The sequence below is a fragment of the Flagellimonas ochracea genome (assembly GCF_009903685.1).
In the GTDB taxonomy this organism is placed as follows: Bacteria; Bacteroidota; Bacteroidia; order Flavobacteriales; family Flavobacteriaceae; genus Flagellimonas; species Flagellimonas ochracea.
In genome coordinates this window covers 1-17,744 of sequence record NZ_JAAABI010000008.1, presented here as the reverse complement: position 1 = coordinate 17,744, position 17,744 = coordinate 1, and the positions used below count along the sequence as shown (strand labels likewise).

The following is a 17,744-nucleotide window of genomic DNA, read 5'->3' as shown; positions in this document are numbered from 1 at the left end:
CCTAAGCAAAATTTTCTTTGTAAAGAAACTTGCCAAAATCCAGAATTTTCTCAAGAGGCGTATTTTCAAAGACTTGAAATATGGTGGTAACGGATTTTTCTATAGCAATGTCTGTTTTCTCAAAACCGGGTGAACTGTCCTGCATCCAAAACCTTAGTAAGAATAAAAATTGCAGCCAAGCGCCCTCGGAGAACAATTTTTCATTATGCTGAAGTAGCTTAATCTGTTTTTCTTGATTGCCTTCTTCTATAAGCTCGGATGCAAAGGCCTTCATCTTTTTTCTAAGCCCCTTGAGCTGGGCCATCTTTTCCATTGCATGATTTTTTCCATCCAAAACAAACAACACATAGCTTCTATTCAAGTTCAAGTTCTCAAAAAAAGTGAAAAAGAAAGTAAGCATCTTTTCTTCGTTCGTCATGGATGCATAATCCTTGTTCTTTTTAATCAAGCCTATGCTATTGTCAAAGAATTTCTCCCAAATTGCTTTTTGCAGGGATTCAAAGGAACCAAAAAATTTATAAAAGTCGGTTTCCTTAATTTTTTGCTCCTTACAAAACTTAAAAATTGATTTGGGCTCCGCTTCGTTTTCCAGCACGTGGTGCATGTAAAACGTAATAATATCCTCTGCCGTTCTCTTTGAATTGGTCTCTTTTGCCATACTTTCTATTGTTTAAACAAAAATACGATTAATCAAACATAAATTGTGTGTAATAAATCATAAAATATCAATAAAAGAAAACGCACTTTCTAGCAAAAGTGCGTTTTCGACAACCTAACCAATAAATAAACAAATTTGTTATAGAAGTGCATTCTTTCATAGCAATTTCTCCATAACAAAACAAATATAAATATTTTGTTTAATAAATTCACATATAAAATAAACAAAATTATGTTAAAAATTTCCTTTTGCCGAGTTATTGAGTAGTGTCAGTTTGTCATACTTGTCTTAAGTGGTACTTTTTTTGTCCTATTAGAATCAAAAGAAAACAATAGAACAATGGCTACAGGTAAAATCAATGTTTCAGTAGAAAACATTTTTCCTTTAATTAAGAAGTTTTTATACAGCGATCATGAGATTTTCCTCAGGGAGTTGATCTCCAATGCTACGGATGCAACCCTTAAACTAAAGCACCTTACTTCCATTGGGGAAGCCAAGGTAGAATATGGGAATCCCTTGATTGAAGTAAAGGTCGATAAGGACAAGAAAAAAATCCACATCATTGACCAAGGAATTGGAATGACTGAGGAAGAAGTGAAAAAATATATTAACGAAGTGGCTTTTTCCGGTGCAGAGGAATTTTTGGATAAATACAAGGATGCGGAAAAAGATGCGGGCATCATTGGTCACTTTGGTCTTGGTTTCTATTCTGCATTTATGGTGGCGGACAAGGTTGAGATTATCACCAAAAGTTTTAAAGATGAGCCAGCAGTGCATTGGACCTGTGATGGTTCTCCTGAATTCACCATTAAGGAAGTGAAGAAAAAAGACAGGGGAACGGAAATCATCCTTCATATTGCAGAGGATTCCACCGAATTTCTGGAAGATTCCAAAATTCGGGAGTTGTTGAAAAAATACAACAAGTTCATGCCAATTCCCATCAAGTTTGGAACACGGACAGAGACCTTGCCCAAACCTGAAGGAGCCAAAGAGGAAGATCCGGCACCTACCAAAGAGGTGGACGACATCATCAACAATCCCAACCCTGCGTGGACCAAACAACCCACAGATTTAAAGGAAGAGGATTATACAGCATTTTATCGGGAACTCTACCCCATGCAATTTGAGGAACCTTTGTTCCACATTCATCTCAATGTGGATTATCCCTTTAACCTAACGGGAATTCTATACTTCCCAAAATTGACCAATGACATCAATATCCAGAAGGATAGAATCCAACTCTACCAAAACCAGGTTTTTGTTACCGACAACGTGGAGGGGATTGTCCCTGAGTTCTTGACCATGTTGCGAGGAGTCATTGATTCACCCGACATTCCCTTGAATGTATCACGCTCATACCTGCAAGCGGATGGAGCGGTCAAGAAAATATCCTCTTACATCACTCGAAAAGTGGCAGACAAATTGAGCTCCTTGTTTAAAAACAATCGGGAAGATTTTGAAGCAAAATGGAACGACATCAAGGTTGTTATTGAGTATGGAATGCTTTCCGAGGAAAAATTCTTTGAAAAAGCAGAAAATTTTGCTCTTTACCCCACAGTGGATGGCAACTTTTACACCTTTGAGGAATTGGAGGCCAAAATAAAGGACAACCAAACCGACAAGGATGAAAAGTTGGTGGTGCTCTATGCTTCCGACAAAGAGGCCCAGCACAGTTATATTGAAGCTGCCAAGGCAAAAGGCTATGAAGTATTGTTGATGGATTCTCCCATCGTGTCCCACCTGATGCAAAAATTGGAGACCTCAAAAGAAAAGCTATCCTTTGCCCGGGTGGATGCAGACCATGTTGATAACCTCATCAAAAAAGAGGATACAGCCATTTCAAAATTGTCCGATGAAGAAAAGGAGAAATTGAAATCAGAGATTGAATCGGTTGTTCAGGACAAGGGCTACACCATTCAATTGGAGGCCATGGACAGTTCTGCTTCTCCCTTTATTATCACTGAGCCAGAATTCATGCGCCGTATGAAAGAAATGCAACAAACGGGCGGAGGTGGAATGTTTGGTGTGGGCAATATGCCCGATATGTTCAATTTGATCGTGAACACCAATCATGAGTTGGTCGGCGAGATATTGAATACTAAAACCGCCAAAAAGCGGACCAGGCTCATCAATCAGTCCCTTGACCTTGCAAGACTTTCCAAAGGGTTACTGAAAGGTGAGGAATTGACCAAATTCATCGCACGTAGCTACGATATGATTAAATAGGTTTTATTAATTGTAAAAAAAGGCAAGCCGATCGGCTTGCCTTTTTTATTTTTGATGACATGGATATCCCTTGGCATCTTTATCTAATGGCGGGAATGTATATAGTGGCCGGATTGGCGCACTTTGTTTTTCCCAAGGCCTATATGCGCATCATGCCCCGATACTTGCCCAACCACAAACTTTTGGTTTTTCTGAGCGGTATAGCTGAAATTTTGTTGGGAATCGGGCTGTGTTTTCCACTTACGAAAAATAGCAGCATTTATGGTATCATTCTGATGCTACTGGTGTTTCTTTTGGTTCATTTTTACATGCTTTCAGGTGAAAAGGCTTCCGCTGGCATCCCAAAATGGATATTGATCTTGAGAATCCCACTGCAATTTGGATTGATGTATTGGGCCTTGTGGTATTTGCCGTAAACCTTCTCAATAAAAAACCATTAACAGATTATGTCGCCCAGCTTTTTTCTAACTTCAAGGCATGAAAATTATCGCTACCAATTTGGCCAAACCCACGAAAATAATCTGGAACGGGGAAGAACAAAACACCGGCATCTACAAGTATCCTGTTGATACCGCCCTTCGTTTGGAAAAGGAATCCGTTGCAAATGATATAATTGCCGACCGTAGAGTACATGGAGGTGTTTACAAGGCCTGCTATCTTTTTTCTTCGGTCCACTATCCATATTGGAAAGAAAAATATCCAGATTTGGATTGGGACTGGGGCATGTTTGGTGAAAATCTGACCGTGGACGGGCTGGATGAAACCAAAATATGTATCGGCGCTGTATACAAAATAGGAACGGCCAAGGTACAGATAACCCAGCCCAGGGAACCCTGCTATAAATTGGGGATACGCTTTGGAGACCAAAAAATTCTTAAAGAATTTATTGATCACGGGTTTCCCGGAACCTATGTGAAAATCTTGGAGGAAGGAGAAGTATCCGTCGGTGATACCATAGAGCTGATACAGGAATCGGAAAATCCATTGACAATTCATCAATTTTACCAATTGTTATATGCCAAAACCAAAGACCCCAAACTCATAGCACTAGCCATTGAAAATGAAGCGCTACCTCTGCGTAAACGGGAAAAGCTCAAAAAATATCAATAAAAAAGGGAGCAAAATGCCCCCTCCAGAATTAAAATTAACTAAACAACTACTTACTTTACCGATACCGTTTCTGAATAGCTACCAGAGGCATCAGAAACTACCACTCTGTATTCATCCTCATAAGCTTTTTCAAAATTGAAAGCCTTTTCAACAACTAGTTTTCCTTCAATTGATTCACTAAATACAAGTCTGTTTTCACTATCGTAAACTTTTAGTGTAACTTTTTCCTGTGAAAGGTTCAAGAAGTTCATAAACAATTTGTCTCCTTTCTTTACAAATACAGGATCTAACTTAACAGTGATCAAGTTTTTTTCCACCTCGCTCTTGGCAGGTCCGTTTGCAATTCCCAAAGTGGTTATCATTAGGAATGTGGCTACTGTAATGTTTTTTAAAACTGATTTCATAACGTTTCGTTTTTTAAGATTATAGTACAAATGTAGCATGGATATAGCACCGATAACACCACCAAATTTTCCTGTTTATATGGAATTTTAACCTTGAATCTATGTTAACAACACGTTAATGTTAAAATACCATATATTTTGGTTAATTTTGCACATTTCGTGCAGTATACACCGCCCTAACTTTGTATAACCAAATGTAAAATGACACCTATGGTACAAAAACCTGCTTTTGAAGCCATTGCGCCAAGTTTTGGACATTCTTTTACGTACCAAAAGTTCAATGAGCGTAATGAAAACAAGCCTCTTGGCTGGCATTACCATCCCGAATTGGAATTGGTCTATGTCAACGGAGGCTCAGGTAAGCGCCAAATAGGCAGCCATGTCTCTTATTTTATGGACGGTGACCTTATATTGATTGGGTCCAATCTTCCTCATTGCGGATTTACGGATAAGCTCACAGGGAATAAAAGCGAGACTCTTGTTCAAATGAAAGCGGATTTTTTGGGAAGCGATTTCTTCGATATTCCAGAAATGAAAAACATCCAAAAACTGTTTGAAGTGGCCAAGGGAGGTATCGCATTCTCCGGAAAAACCAAAACCAAGGTTGGCGAGAAAATGGAGATACTGGAATACCAGACAGATTTTCAGCGCTTGCTTTCCATCCTCAACATCTTGAACATTTTGGCCAATTCCGAAGAAATGAAAGTGTTGAATGCCGAAGGTTTTTCCATGGAAACCGAAGTGAAGGACAATGACCGTATCAATATCGTCTTCAATCATGTAAAAACCAATTTTAAAGAAGACATCAGCTTGGATGAAATAGCCGATATAGTGAGTATGACTGTTCCCTCGTTCTGTCGCTATTTCAAAAAAATCACCAACAAAACATTTACCCAGTTCGTAAATGAATATCGTTTGGTGCATGCCTCCAAATTATTGGCGGAACAGCCAATCAGCATTACCCAGGTATGTTATGATAGTGGCTTCAACAATTTTTCACATTTCAATAAGTTGTTTAAGGCATTCACGGGGCAAAATCCATCCGAATATCGAAATCAGCTTAAAAAAGTGTTGAATTAATCATGGATTCAGCTTCCGTTAAAAAGACACTTGAACTTCAGGATGCTGAAATAACCTATTATCCCACTTTTTTTTCCAAAGAACAAGCCGATATTTATTTCGAAGTATTAAGAGGGACTTTTCCTTGGCAGCAGGATGAGATAACACTATTTGGTAAAACATATCCTCAACCTCGGTTGACAGCTTTGTTCGGAAACAATGGGAAAAGCTATTCCTACTCCAATATCACTATGCAGCCCCATCCCTTCACCCCGGAACTGCTCCAGATAAAAACTACTATTGAGAAAGAAGTCGACGCACAGTTTACCACCTGCCTGGCCAATCTTTACCGAAATGGCAAGGATAGCAATGGTTGGCATTCCGATGATGAAAAAGAACTGGGCCAAAACCCTATTATTGCATCCGTTAGTCTAGGTGCTCCCCGTTTTTTTCATCTTAAGCATAATACAAATAAAACACTAAAGCATAAATTGCTCCTGGAACATGGCAGTCTGTTGCTCATGCAAGGTAAAACACAGCACTTTTGGCAACATCAGATTCCCAAAACAGCCAAGAAAATTGAAGAGCGCATAAATCTTACCTTTCGGATAATTGCATAGTACTATCTTTGTAAGGCATGGAAAAGAATTTTACAGAGAGGGAATTGGACCGCATTATAGAAATGGCCTGGGAAGATAGGACTCCGTTTGATGCCATAACATACCAATTTGGCATTTCGGAGCAAGAGGTCGTTGAGCTAATGCGCAGGGAAATGAAACCCAGCAGTTTTCAAATGTGGCGAAAAAGGGTCAATGGCAGGGCCACTAAGCATCAAAAATTAAGGAGCAAAAATATTGGCCGATTTAAAAGTTCCCGCCAAAAAAACATCTCAAACAATAAGATTTCCAAACGCTGACCTCAAGCAAAGAGTTCATTCAGAACTTTGGCCAATCGCAGCCCTCCCTTTTGTAATTGGGCAAACAGTAAGTCGTTGTATTTATAGGTGTATTGATAACCCAACTGCTCACCAACCTCCGCAGATTCGTAGATTTCCGCACATATCTGGTGTGACTCGTCGACCCAATCATATATAGTGCCCCCTTGGATTTTTTTACGTTCTTTTCGTGAAACCCAATCAAGTTCCGTTGCCAACTCGGTGTAGGTCATTCCGTAGGATTCAATCAAATTTTTATCCCACACCCGATGTAGGTTACTGCCCTCACTAAACCACTGCACTTGAATATCATTTCCTCCCTTGTCCTCAACTCTACTGGCATGCATCGGTTGGTGTAAGTCGCCGATTAGATGGATGAGCATCTTTAAATGAAAAATGCGTTCCTTCCTGCTGTTTTCACTGTTTTTGATGATTTCCTTACATTGTTCTATTGCCACAATTAGGTCACCATACTCACTTTTCTCTGCATCCTCATAACGCATGTCCAGTGGATAGTTTACATAGTGCCACGCTGAATATTTTGAAAAAGAACGGTCCGCCTTTATTTCATCGGCGTAGGTGGAAACAAAAGCCAGGCTACGTCCGTCCAATAAGTCCTCCAAAGCCCTCTTGGTTTTCCCTTTCAAATGGTTCTCTGCAATTTGGCCGGTGACACGATGTCCCGTTTTCCCCCAAAAATTACCAAATATACACAGGGGAAGAAGTACCAAAAGGAATGTAGTTTTTTTCATGATTGATGATTTTCGCAAAAGTAGAAAACTGGAATCAAATACAATATCAACTTCTGGCAAATAGTTTTGACACTTTTTTCATTATTACAGAAACACTAACAAGTTTTGGGATTTTTTTAACGAGTGTTCGCCTTAAATTTGAGCGACTAATTCAAATTAACCAATGCTCGTATTACGTTTTGTACTCGTTACAACGCTAATTCCTTTTTTTACGTTTGCACAATCCACTCCAAAAGAGTTTACCGTCAAATACATTGAACAGCCCATCATAGTGGACGGTGTTTTGGACGAATCCGTTTGGGAAATTGCCGAAAGTGCGCACGATTTTCAACAATATTTTCCATCTGATTCCATTCTTGCGTTAAAACAAACGGACATCAAAATGATATATGATGCAACCACTTTGTACATCGGAATTAAGTTGGATACCGATGGAAGCGATTATGTGATTCCTTCACTACAACGTGATTATCGGGCCGGGGGCAATGACAACATCAGCTTGCTTTTTGATACTTTCAACGATGGCACCAATGCCTTTCTTTTTGGAATGAATCCCTACGGGGTGCGTAGAGAGGCATTGATTTCAAATGGCGGAATTGGCTTGAGTGGTTTTACCACTTCGTGGGATGTGAAGTGGCGAGGAGAATCCAAAATATACGACGGTTACTACGTTTGCGAGATGGCCATCCCTTTGACCTCATTCAAATTTCAAGAGGGCACTACCAAATGGCGATTCAATAGCTACAGGTTCGATATGCAGACCAATGAAACCAGTACTTGGATAGAAATTCCGCAGAACCAGTTCATTTTTGGTCTTGCCTTTATGGGAGATATGGTGTTTGAAAAACCACTTGGTAAATCAAGGACTCCTATGGCCCTTATTCCCTATGTGAATGGTATTGTGGGAAAGGATTATGAGAATGATGAAGACTTGAGCAATTTCAGTTTTGGGGGAGACGCCAAAATTTCCATAGGCAATGGCATGAATCTGGATGTGACCTTAAACCCAGATTTCTCCAATGTGGAAGTGGACAATTTCTTCACCAACCTTTCCCGTTTTGATGTGATCCTTCCCGAACGTCGTCAATTTTTTATTGATAACAGCGACCTTTTTGGCTCCTTTGGAAATGAAAGGGATTCCAATCCTTTTTTTTCAAGACGGATTGGCATTGCCGAAGATTTGGAGGATGAAACCATTGAAAATGGCATTGTGGGAGGAGTTCGACTCAGCGGAAAACTCAACGAGGATTGGCGATTGGGTTTCTTGAATATTCAAACGGAAGCAGATGAGGAAAATGAAATTCCAAGTAACAACAACACCGTTTTTGCCCTTCAGAAGAAAATGTTCTCCCGCTCCAATCTAAGTTTCATTCTTGTGAATCGACAGACTTTTGAGGATTATGATTTTCTAGAGGAGACGGATAGGTATAATCGTGTTGTGGGATTGGATTATAACCTCGCGTCCGAAGACAACACCTGGACCGGGAAATTTTTCTACCATCGTTCTTTTGCCAATCAAATAGGTGATAGAAATGATGCTGGTGGTTTGGATTTACGATACAACTCAAGGTATTTCAATTTTGGCCTAAGGGGAAATTTCGTCGGAGATGATTTTCGTTCCGATTTGGGCTTTGTTCGAAGAAATGATATTGTTGCTGCAAGACCTTTTGCCGAAATCAATTTCTGGCCGAAAAAGGGAAAATTGAACTTTCATGGTTTCCGGTTTAGTCCCAATGCCATTTGGCGACCCACTTTGGACTACCAAAATACTGATTACTTTATATTCACGGGCTGGAATGCACAATTTAAAACCCAGGAAGAACTTTCAGCACGAATGTTCAACCGCTATGTATTCCTAACGGATACTTTCGATCCGACGGATACGGATGGAGGAACAGAGCTCCCAGCTAATCAGGGCTACTATTTCACAAGCTTTGAAGCGGAGTTTCAAAGCGATCGGCGCAAAATATTCTCTTATTCCCTCGAACCGGGGTATGGAGATTTTTTCAATGGTACCCGATTTTCTTTTGAAGGTGACATGAGTCTTCGATTACAGCCCAAGGTCTTCCTTTCCGTTGGATTGAACTACGACAGCATCAAACTTCCTGAACCCTTTGAAAGTGAGGATATTTGGTTGATAAGTCCCAGAATCAACATTACATTCAGTAAATCTATATTTTGGTCCACATTGGTCCAATACAGCAACCAACGGGACAATCTGGGCTTCAATTCCCGCTTACAATGGCGTTTTGCCCCCCTATCTGATTTGTTCGTGGTCTACAACGACAATTACTTTGTAAACACCTTTATGCCCAGAACTAGGTCAATCAACTTAAAACTTACATACTGGCTCAACATATAGATGGTTGGCACTCTACTTTTTAATCAATCCAAAACTGATTTTCCTATATTTGGTTCCATAGCCAATCTAAATCTATGGACCAGATACCTTTCACCGACGACAAAATCATCTTTGGGTTATTATGCCTCTGTCTAGGTTTCGTTTTTTATACTTCCTCACTGAAATCAAAGTTTTGGAGGAAGTTTTATGCGATAATCCCTACCGTACTTATGTGTTATCTTCTGCCTGCCATTTTAGCCAGTACGGGCATCATTAATGAACCTTCCTCACAGACCTATCATATTGCAAGCAGATATTTGCTGCCTGCCGCACTTATCCTGATGACCCTGAGCATTGACCTTAAAGCAATTGCCAACCTGGGGTCCAAGGCCCTCATTATGTTTCTTACAGGAACCTTTGGAATAGTGATTGGCGGACCAATAGCAATTCTTATCGTCTCCATATTTTCTCCTGAAACCGTTGGGGGAAATGGTTTTGATGCGGTTTGGAGAGGCTTGGCCACCATTGCTGGAAGTTGGATTGGCGGAGGTGCCAACCAAGCGGCTATGCTTGAAGTGTTTCAGTACAATCCCAAGGAATTTTCAAAAATGGTATTGGTGGACATTGTGATGGCGAATGTTTGGATGGCCGTGCTCCTGTTTGGTATTGGAAAATCGAAAAGAATTGATGCTTGGCTAAAAGCCGATACCAGTTCCATCGAAAATCTCAAGGAAAAAGTCTCCGCTTATACACAGAAGATTGCTAGAGTGACCTCCTTAAAGGATTTTATAATGATGTTATCCTATGCCTTTGTAGGAGTTAGCATTGCACACTTGTTAGGATTTCATTTTGCCGAATTTCTGGAAAACAACTTTGAAGTAATCCGAAACAAGGAGAAAATCCTGTCTTCCCTTGGTTCCAAATTTCTCTGGATGGTCGTATTTGCCACCGCAATAGGTATTGGGCTTTCTTTTACTAAAGCTAAGAACTATGAAGGTGCGGGGGCCAGTAAGATAGGTGGCATGTTCATTTATATTTTGGTGGCCACTATTGGTATGAAAATGGATTTAGGGCGAGTTTTGGAAAATCCGGGTCTTATTCTTATTGGGCTTATTTGGATTTGCATCCATGCAGGATTGCTGATTTTAGTGGCAAAACTGATAAAAGCCCCCTATTTTTTCTTGGCCGTTGGAAGTCAGGCCAATGTTGGCGGTGCCGCTTCCGCACCAGTGGTTGCTGCCGAATTCCATCCCTCGTTGACATCCGTGGGGATATTATTGGCCGTTTTTGGCTATGTAGTGGGTACCGCTGGAGCTTATATTTGTGCCTTGTTGATGGAAGTCGCCTCCAAAGTTTAAATATTGAAGAAGTTTATGGATATTTGTCCCGCAAATTTTAAAGAATGAGGCAAATTTTATTTGTAATGATATTGGTCATTATTGTTTTCTCTTGTGAAAAAAACACAGAGCATACCATGACCGTATCGGGAAACATAAAAGGATTAAAAAAAGGAACACTGTTTCTGCAACAATTCAAGGATTCTTCCCTGGTGGATTTGGACTCCTTGATATTAAAAGGAACAGGGGAATTCAGTTTTTCCCATGAAATTGAGGAACCCGACGTGTTCTATCTCTATCTAGAAAAAGAGGACAACAACGACATCAATGACCGCATTGTTTTTTTTGGGGAACCGGGCGAGATGACCATCAACACTACATGGAATGCATTTGATAAAGATCCAGAGGTTTTTGGATCCTTCTCCCATGATAAGTTTGTTGAATTTAGCCAGATGCTCTCCAAATTCAATCTAAAAGATTTGGAATTGGCACAATTAACCCTCACACCAGAATTTCAACAAGATTCGTTGGCGATGGACTCCATCCAAAAAAGAATGGACCAAAATATAGTGAACCGTTACCGGTATGCGTTGAATTTTGGCCTGAACAATGGGGATTCCTATGTTACCCCCTATATAATGATGACAACAGCTCTGGAGGCAAATCCGAAGTATTTGGATTCTGTATACAAAGCACTTGACCCTCGAATTGCTGAATCAAGGTATGGAAAGGCACTAAAAGCACACTTGGAAAAACAACCTTAGCCTAGCTGGCGAGTTTGTTGAATTGTTCCAAAAGCTCGGTGGTCTTTTGCTCTAATTGATTTCTGATCTCTTTGAAATGGGCCTTTGCACCTTCCACTTCTTTTTGATGGATCATGCCCATAAGATCATCAAAAACAGCTATGGCCTTATCAATGATTACCGAACCTTCTTTGGAATCCTGATTGCCTGAACCTGCCTCCCAAATATACACGGCCTCAATGATATCGCCCAGCGCAAAATTGATGTCCTTTTTTAAATCACGAATACTTGCCATATCGGAATTTTTTCAAATGTACTATTAAATGGTCACTTCCAAAAGCTTGGCACCCTTTGTGACAATATCAATGACCATACTATCCGCAGGAACCAACAAGGTTTCACCCTTCTTAATCCTTGCCCTACCGGTAGCATTGGCGATTTCAGCCTCTCCCCCAACGCACATGTAAATGGTGAAAGAATCCCTATCCTCAATCCGTAGTTGCATATTCTGGTTCAATTCTAAAAAATTGGTTTTAAAATACGGAGACTCCACCATGGAATTTACCTTGTCCGGTTCATGATTGTAGGATACCTTAAAGTCATCTTTCTTGGTATAGTCGATGGCGTCCAGGGCCAGTTCGGTATGTAGCTCCCTGTAATTTCCATCTTTATCCTTTCTGTTGAAATCGAATACCCTGTAAGTAATGTCCGATGTCTGTTGTATTTCTGCCAACAATACTCCGGCACCTATGGCGTGGATTTTTCCCGTATTGATAAAGAAAGTATCTCCTTCGGCTACCTCTTCGTAATTCAACAAATCCAAAAGTGTGTTGTTTTTCAAACTTTGGACATATTCTTGTTTGTCCACGTTCTTGTTAAATCCTACAATTAACTTTGCCCCAGGGTCCGCATCCATAATGTACCACATTTCGGTCTTGCCAAAGGAATTATGTCGTTTTTTGGCCAATGCGTCATTGGGATGCAGTTGGACGGAAAGGTCCCGTTTGGCATCAATAAATTTAATAAGAATCGGGAATTCGTCCCCAAAACGTTCTACCACGCTTTTACCCAGTAGTTGTTCACCTTGCTCGCTAATCAACTCCTGCAACGTTTTGCCTTTTAGTGGGCCATTGGCAACTATGGAAATATCGCCATCTACCCCTGATAGTTCCCAACTCTCTCCTGTAATCTGACTTTTTATGGGTTTACCCAATACTTCCTTTAGCTTGGTGCCTCCCCAAAGACGTTCTTTTAAAATAGGTTTGAATTTTAACGGGTACAAATTCATGCTATCCAGAATACGTGACAAAATTTCGAGGGGTTTCGTACAGGGTAACCTCCAATTCTTTGGTATCGGCAATATGAGGTCTAAGTTTGTTCCAGATTACCACAGCAATATTTTCTGCTGTGGGGTTGAGGTTTTTGAACTCTGGAACATCGAGATTGAGATTTTTGTGGTCGAGCGCGTCTTCGACATGTTCTTTGATAAGGTCTTTTAAAACCTTAAGATCAATAACAAATCCTGTTTCTTGATCTATTTCACCAGTGACACTTACAATCAAATCATAGTTATGACCATGAAACCTAGGATTGTTGCATTTCCCAAACACCACATCATTCTTTTCATCACTCCAATCGGGTCGAAACAAGCGGTGAGCCGCATTGAAATTGGCTTTTCTGTTTACCTTAACTTTCATTTCCATCCGGTTTTAGGGTGAGGTAATCATAAAATTTTTCAAAAATAATTTTAAACCAAGCCGTATAGCAATCGGGGTTGTTGGAGATATCTTCTTTTATGTCCTCTAAAGCCATCCATTTCCAATCGGCCACTTCGTTTGGGTTTAGATTGGGGGTTCCATTATAAACACCCATCATCACATGATCTAATTCATGTTCGGTAAGGCCATTATCAAATGGTGCCTTATAAATAAACGAAAAGAGCTGCTTAAGTTCGGTGGTAAATCCCATTTCTTCCTTCAATCGTCGCTTTCCAGCTTCCAAGTTGCTCTCGCCTTCTCTTTGATGGCTACAGCAGGTATTGGTCCATAGCATGGGAGAATGATATTTGCTGGCAGCTCGTTGTTGGAGCATGGTCTCTCCTTTTTCGTTCATTATAAAAACCGAAAAAGCACGGTGAAGTACAGCTTTTTCATGGGCTTCCATTTTGGGCATGAGCCCAATGGGTTCGTCGGCCTCATTGACCAATATCACATTTTCTTCTTTCATGAAGTAAAAATATGACCTTTGTAGGAATTATTGGGAATGAAGGTTTCTAAATTCGTTTTAAAAGAAACGAGGCGACTTTAAATTGCCCACATTTCTAATGAAATCATACCTAAAAATGACCTCAAAAGAACCATCGTTGAAGGTAGCGGCGCCTAAATCGGTTATCTCTCGATCATAGGCCAGTCCCAAAAAAATTGAATCGGAGACATGGAAACCAAAAAGGCCACTAAACGCAGCATCCCATCGATAGGCAAGTCCGCCGACAAATTTCTCGTTGAACATAAAATTCGCCGATACATCTACCTGCAAAGGAGCTCCCTGTACCATTTTTGTCAAAAGTGTAGGTTTGAATTTTAAGAATGGGTTCAGGTCCCAGACATATCCCGTTATCAAATAGAAGTTGATTTGTTCCTTGGCAGTGGATATTGAAGATTCATCAAAATGCGTGGTTTCCAAGATGCGTGGAGCAGAAGCACCAACATAAAAACGGTCGGTGTGATAATAAACTCCCGCACCAATATTGGGAGAAAATTGATTTTGGATATCTTGCTGTGCCTGCAACTGTGGGTCTATTTCAAATTCATCCAATTCCGAAAAACGAATGTCCAACATATGGGCGCTTGCTTTAAGCCCAAAACTCAGTTTTCCCTCAAAGGAGGTCTGAATAGTATATGAAAAATCAACATCAAAATATGTTTCCGAAGTTGGTCCAATTTTGTCATTGACCACGGAAATACCTAACCCTACACCTCTATATCCCATAGGTGTATGAAGATTCAGGGTCTGGGTTTCCGGAGCACCGTCCAACCCCAACCATTGGTTACGATACAAAGCTGCAATGCTCAAATGACCCCTGGAACCCGCATAAGCAGGATTTACACTTACTGTATTGTACATGTATTGGGTGTACTGAGCATCTTGCTGCCCATAAGAATTCATTCCCAAGAAAAGAGCGAATAAAAAAACAAGAGTTTGATATTTCTTCTTAAATATGTTGTTCACAGCAAGGCCGATTCGTTATCTGTTAATATATAAGTAACCTGAAAGTTGTTTCATATTTCCATTGAGATCTTCGTAGTCCACAATATAGAAATACGTACCTACCGGCAATTTATTGTCCTTGTCCACAGTTACCCTTCCTTCGGAAGTGCCATCAAAAACATTGCCCGCCGTATTGTAAGAATTGGTTGAAAACACCAACACACCCCATCGATTGTATACTTTTACGGTATTGTTCGGATAATTTTCCAGACCATTAATGGCCAGTACATCGTGTACACCGTCTCCATTGGGAGTTATTACATTAATCACATCCACAGGATCTACTTGTGATTCACCCAGGTCGGAGTCCAAATAATTTGGCATTCCATCCTCATCGGAATCATCATTGGCATAGTTTCCGTCCAAGTCTAAATCTTCATCCATAGTCTCGATACCATCGTCATCATCATCTGAATCCCTGAAATCAGGAATACCATCGGAATCGGTATCCAATAAATCCGTTGCAGGGTTATCAATTTCATCGTTCACATCAACGTCGATAACTGTTGCGCCTTCAAAAGCATCATCCAATCCATCGTTATCTTTGTCTGAACCTATTAATACCACATCAGCAATTCCATCTTGATTCAAATCGTTGCCTTCTATGGCATCGGGCACGTTGTCATCATCACTATCCTCATCCACATAATCTGGTATGCCGTCACCATCCGAATCGAGTGGAATCAACCCTACGTTACCACCATTTTCATATGCGTCGTCCAACCCATTGTCGTTTGCATCCAAATTGCTTGGTGGAATATAGGATAGTGCATCTTGAGCCTCTATATTGTCAGGGAGTCCGTCATTGTCACTATCGATATCCAAATAATCAGGGATACCATCAACATCTGTATCCGTTGGATTGGTACTTGGATCATCATCTCCATCGGAGTTCAAGTCTTCAAAGGCATCAACAATACCATCGTTATCCGTGTCGAGATTTATTCCCGGAGGATTCACCAAAATGGTAATAGTGGCAGTATCGCAATTTCCATTGGTATCACAAACTGTATAATCAAAAGTATCCGTACCTAAAAAACCAGGATTTGGCAAATAGGTAATGTCGTCATCAGAAGGATTGTTCGGAGTACCATTTTCATTTAAAATAACCGTGCCATTTGATGGAGTTGTCGACGTTATGGTCCCAGAAACGGGAATGTCATTGTCGTTTGCGCTCCATGCAATGGCTACACCAATATTTTCTTCAGTTGAAGCGGAATCATCAAATGTGTCCACAATGGGCAGAACATCCACGGTAACAGTTGCGGTACTACATGCGCCAAAAGTGTCGCATACGGTATAATCAAAACTGTCTGTCCCATTAAAATCTAGGTCTGGAGTGTAGGTTACAATATCATCAGATGGATCATTGGGAGTTCCATTGTTATCAATACTTACTGATCCGTTTACTGGGTCGGTTGTGGATAAGGTTCCATCTGTAGGTAGATCGGAATCATTGTCAAACAACGGAACAACAACAAATTCATCCTCATTGACTGAAACAAAATCGTCTACAAGATCTCCTGCCATACCCATGCACACCACAGTAAAACGTGGTAGATCACTGCTGTTACCAGCTTTGGTTATTGTAGCGGTATACCTTGCAACCGTTGTGGTACTGATTACAGTAGGTTGGGTTTGGTCTCCACTAACCGCTGGACTCCAGCTTACTGTTGCTCCCGTCGGAATACTTGCGGAGATATCTAAGGTCACTTCATTATTAGGAGCGGTACAATCGGTTAAAATGAAGTAACCGGTAGCATTGGAACCACAAAGTGTACCATCATATGTAGCAAAATATACCCCGGGTCGCGTTGCTTCATAAAAAGAATTTGTTCCCAAAACACTGCCTAAGTCTGAAGCTTCAAACCATTGGTAATTGGACTCATCCCCACTATTAGGTGCTTGAAGCAAAAATTGGGCGTTGCTGTAGTTCAGTCCTAAAAGGAAGACCAACAGTCCTAGAAATAAAGACTTATGTGAAGCGGTTGATTTCAATTCTTTTCTTTAGTCTTTAGTATTCTTATTTTACTACAAAAACTACATTGATCAATGCATTATAATCGGCTGGTTGACCTATGATATCATAGGTAAGTACACCACTTGCATCAATACTCATATTGTCAAAAACTGTTGGATCTGCATAGGTTACATAATAATATAAATCCGTAGCACCATAAGTTGGTACTGCTGAAGGTGCTCCAGTACTTGCAACTGTTGGGGAACCAAATTGGGCGGTATATTGGGTATATAAATTCACCGTAAACCCATTACCATTTGTAGATGCATCAATAGCGATTGATGGTGGATAAAAAATTCGCCCAGCCGTTGCAGTTACTTTTGTGATATCTGTCATGGCTGCATCAACTGTTGCTTCTGTTGCTCCATCCCCATCAACATCTATATCTGCCATTTCAAAGGAAGCACCTCCATCAGCACCTACTGTCAATTCATTGTTCACATCCGTACTTACAACATTTGCTGTTTCGGGAGTACCTCCATCTTCATCCGTATAGCTTATAACACCCGTTGTAGTATTTTGTGATAAAGATGTTACCGTTTCATTAATATCTACAGCTGTTATCCCCGCTTCAGAAATTGTAGCAATACGATTACCAGCTACCGTGTTGGTAACGCTAACATCATCATCTGCAACAGCCGCCAATTCGGCATCCGTGGCAAAGGTACCGTCAAGGTCCTGGCTCAATGTCCCGCCGGCATCGGTCACCGTTATCGAGGTGCCCGTCAGGCCGACCGCCGTGTTGAGTTCGTTCGTGGGGTCAGCGTCGGCATCGTCCGTGTTAAGGGCCGCCAGTTCCGCATCCGTGGCAAAGGTACCGTCAAGGTCCTGGCTCAGGGTACCGCCTGCATCGGTCACCGTTATGGAGGTGCCCGTCAGGCCGACCGCCGTGT

19 protein-coding genes are annotated in these 17,744 nt (G+C 40.8%); 9 read left to right on the top strand and 10 right to left on the bottom strand.

What is annotated here, in order from left to right; all coding sequences use genetic code 11:
• Nucleotide 1: 1 nt before the first annotated feature.
• Nucleotides 2–658, bottom strand: a complete 657-nt coding sequence (locus GTQ34_RS15315; RefSeq protein ID WP_166524684.1) for a TetR family transcriptional regulator C-terminal domain-containing protein — start codon at nt 656–658, stop codon at nt 2–4.
• Between the two features lie 339 nt (nt 659–997).
• On the opposite strand from GTQ34_RS15315, the gene htpG reads away from it, so the two are divergent.
• From htpG to GTQ34_RS15300, 3 genes are all read left to right on the top strand, one after another.
• Nucleotides 998–2,884, top strand: coding sequence for a molecular chaperone HtpG (gene htpG, locus GTQ34_RS15310; RefSeq protein WP_166524683.1), 1,887 nt, complete (start codon nt 998–1,000; stop codon nt 2,882–2,884).
• Nucleotides 2,885–2,943: 59 nt separating this feature from the next.
• Nucleotides 2,944–3,300: a DoxX family protein gene (locus GTQ34_RS15305; RefSeq protein WP_166524682.1), complete on the top strand. Its 357-nt coding sequence runs from the start codon at nt 2,944–2,946 to the stop codon at nt 3,298–3,300.
• A gap of 61 nt (nt 3,301–3,361) precedes the next feature.
• Nucleotides 3,362–3,994, top strand: a complete 633-nt coding sequence (locus GTQ34_RS15300) for an MOSC domain-containing protein (protein ID WP_166524681.1) — start codon at nt 3,362–3,364, stop codon at nt 3,992–3,994.
• Between the two features lie 50 nt (nt 3,995–4,044).
• Here GTQ34_RS15300 and GTQ34_RS15295 read toward each other — a convergent pair whose 3' ends face one another.
• Nucleotides 4,045–4,398 carry a hypothetical protein gene (locus tag GTQ34_RS15295; protein WP_166524680.1) on the bottom strand — a complete coding sequence of 118 codons (354 nt, stop codon included), beginning with the start codon at nt 4,396–4,398 and terminating at the stop codon, nt 4,045–4,047.
• Nucleotides 4,399–4,608: 210 nt separating this feature from the next.
• On the opposite strand from GTQ34_RS15295, the gene GTQ34_RS15290 reads away from it, so the two are divergent.
• Genes GTQ34_RS15290 through GTQ34_RS15280 form a run of 3 tightly spaced genes read left to right on the top strand, consistent with a single transcriptional unit; the run spans nt 4,609 to nt 6,373 of the window.
• Entirely contained in the window at nt 4,609–5,478 is an 870-nt protein-coding gene (locus GTQ34_RS15290; RefSeq protein WP_166524679.1) for an AraC family transcriptional regulator, read from the top strand.
• A 2-nt stretch (nt 5,479–5,480) separates the two neighbouring features.
• Nucleotides 5,481–6,077, top strand: coding sequence for an alpha-ketoglutarate-dependent dioxygenase AlkB family protein (locus tag GTQ34_RS15285; protein WP_166524678.1), 597 nt, complete (start codon nt 5,481–5,483; stop codon nt 6,075–6,077).
• A 17-nt stretch (nt 6,078–6,094) separates the two neighbouring features.
• Entirely contained in the window at nt 6,095–6,373 is a 279-nt protein-coding gene (locus tag GTQ34_RS15280; RefSeq protein WP_166524677.1) for a TIGR03643 family protein, read from the top strand.
• A 2-nt stretch (nt 6,374–6,375) separates the two neighbouring features.
• Here the strand turns inward: GTQ34_RS15280 and GTQ34_RS15275 are convergent, their stop codons facing one another.
• The gene (locus GTQ34_RS15275; RefSeq protein ID WP_166524676.1) at nt 6,376–7,143 is read right to left on the bottom strand and encodes a S1/P1 nuclease; all 768 of its coding nucleotides are present in this window, start codon (nt 7,141–7,143) and stop codon (nt 6,376–6,378) included.
• Nucleotides 7,144–7,306: 163 nt separating this feature from the next.
• Here GTQ34_RS15275 and GTQ34_RS15270 point away from each other — a divergent pair, with 163 nt between their 5' ends.
• The 3 genes from GTQ34_RS15270 to GTQ34_RS15260 all read left to right on the top strand — a co-directional run bounded on the left by GTQ34_RS15270 (nt 7,307) and on the right by GTQ34_RS15260 (nt 11,585).
• Nucleotides 7,307–9,505 (top strand): DUF5916 domain-containing protein, encoded by a 2,199-nt coding sequence (locus GTQ34_RS15270; RefSeq protein ID WP_166524675.1) that lies wholly within the window; start codon nt 7,307–7,309, stop codon nt 9,503–9,505.
• A gap of 74 nt (nt 9,506–9,579) precedes the next feature.
• Nucleotides 9,580–10,842 (top strand): DUF819 family protein, encoded by a 1,263-nt coding sequence (locus tag GTQ34_RS15265; protein WP_166524674.1) that lies wholly within the window; start codon nt 9,580–9,582, stop codon nt 10,840–10,842.
• A 44-nt stretch (nt 10,843–10,886) separates the two neighbouring features.
• Nucleotides 10,887–11,585: a DUF4369 domain-containing protein gene (locus tag GTQ34_RS15260; protein WP_166524673.1), complete on the top strand. Its 699-nt coding sequence runs from the start codon at nt 10,887–10,889 to the stop codon at nt 11,583–11,585.
• A gap of 1 nt (nt 11,586) precedes the next feature.
• On the opposite strand, the gene GTQ34_RS15255 is transcribed toward GTQ34_RS15260, so the two are convergent.
• The 7 genes from GTQ34_RS15255 to GTQ34_RS15225 form a co-directional block, all read right to left on the bottom strand.
• Nucleotides 11,587–11,859 carry a hypothetical protein gene (locus GTQ34_RS15255; protein ID WP_166524672.1) on the bottom strand — a complete coding sequence of 91 codons (273 nt, stop codon included), beginning with the start codon at nt 11,857–11,859 and terminating at the stop codon, nt 11,587–11,589.
• Nucleotides 11,860–11,883: 24 nt separating this feature from the next.
• The gene (locus GTQ34_RS15250; RefSeq protein WP_166524772.1) at nt 11,884–12,846 is read right to left on the bottom strand and encodes a type I phosphomannose isomerase catalytic subunit; all 963 of its coding nucleotides are present in this window, start codon (nt 12,844–12,846) and stop codon (nt 11,884–11,886) included.
• 7 nt (nt 12,847–12,853) lie between these two features.
• Nucleotides 12,854–13,261 (bottom strand): 6-pyruvoyl trahydropterin synthase family protein, encoded by a 408-nt coding sequence (locus tag GTQ34_RS15245; protein ID WP_166524671.1) that lies wholly within the window; start codon nt 13,259–13,261, stop codon nt 12,854–12,856.
• Nucleotides 13,251–13,790, bottom strand: a complete 540-nt coding sequence (gene idi, locus GTQ34_RS15240) for an isopentenyl-diphosphate Delta-isomerase (protein ID WP_166524670.1) — start codon at nt 13,788–13,790, stop codon at nt 13,251–13,253. Before idi ends, GTQ34_RS15245 begins: the two co-directional genes overlap by 11 nt.
• 57 nt (nt 13,791–13,847) lie before the next feature.
• Nucleotides 13,848–14,792 carry a PorP/SprF family type IX secretion system membrane protein gene (locus tag GTQ34_RS15235; protein ID WP_417936295.1) on the bottom strand — a complete coding sequence of 315 codons (945 nt, stop codon included), beginning with the start codon at nt 14,790–14,792 and terminating at the stop codon, nt 13,848–13,850.
• Nucleotides 14,793–14,807: 15 nt separating this feature from the next.
• Nucleotides 14,808–16,829: an Ig-like domain-containing protein gene (locus tag GTQ34_RS15230; protein ID WP_166524669.1), complete on the bottom strand. Its 2,022-nt coding sequence runs from the start codon at nt 16,827–16,829 to the stop codon at nt 14,808–14,810.
• 25 nt (nt 16,830–16,854) lie between these two features.
• The coding region (locus GTQ34_RS15225) for a hypothetical protein (RefSeq protein ID WP_166524668.1) at nt 16,855–17,744 on the bottom strand (890 nt) is incomplete at its 5' end.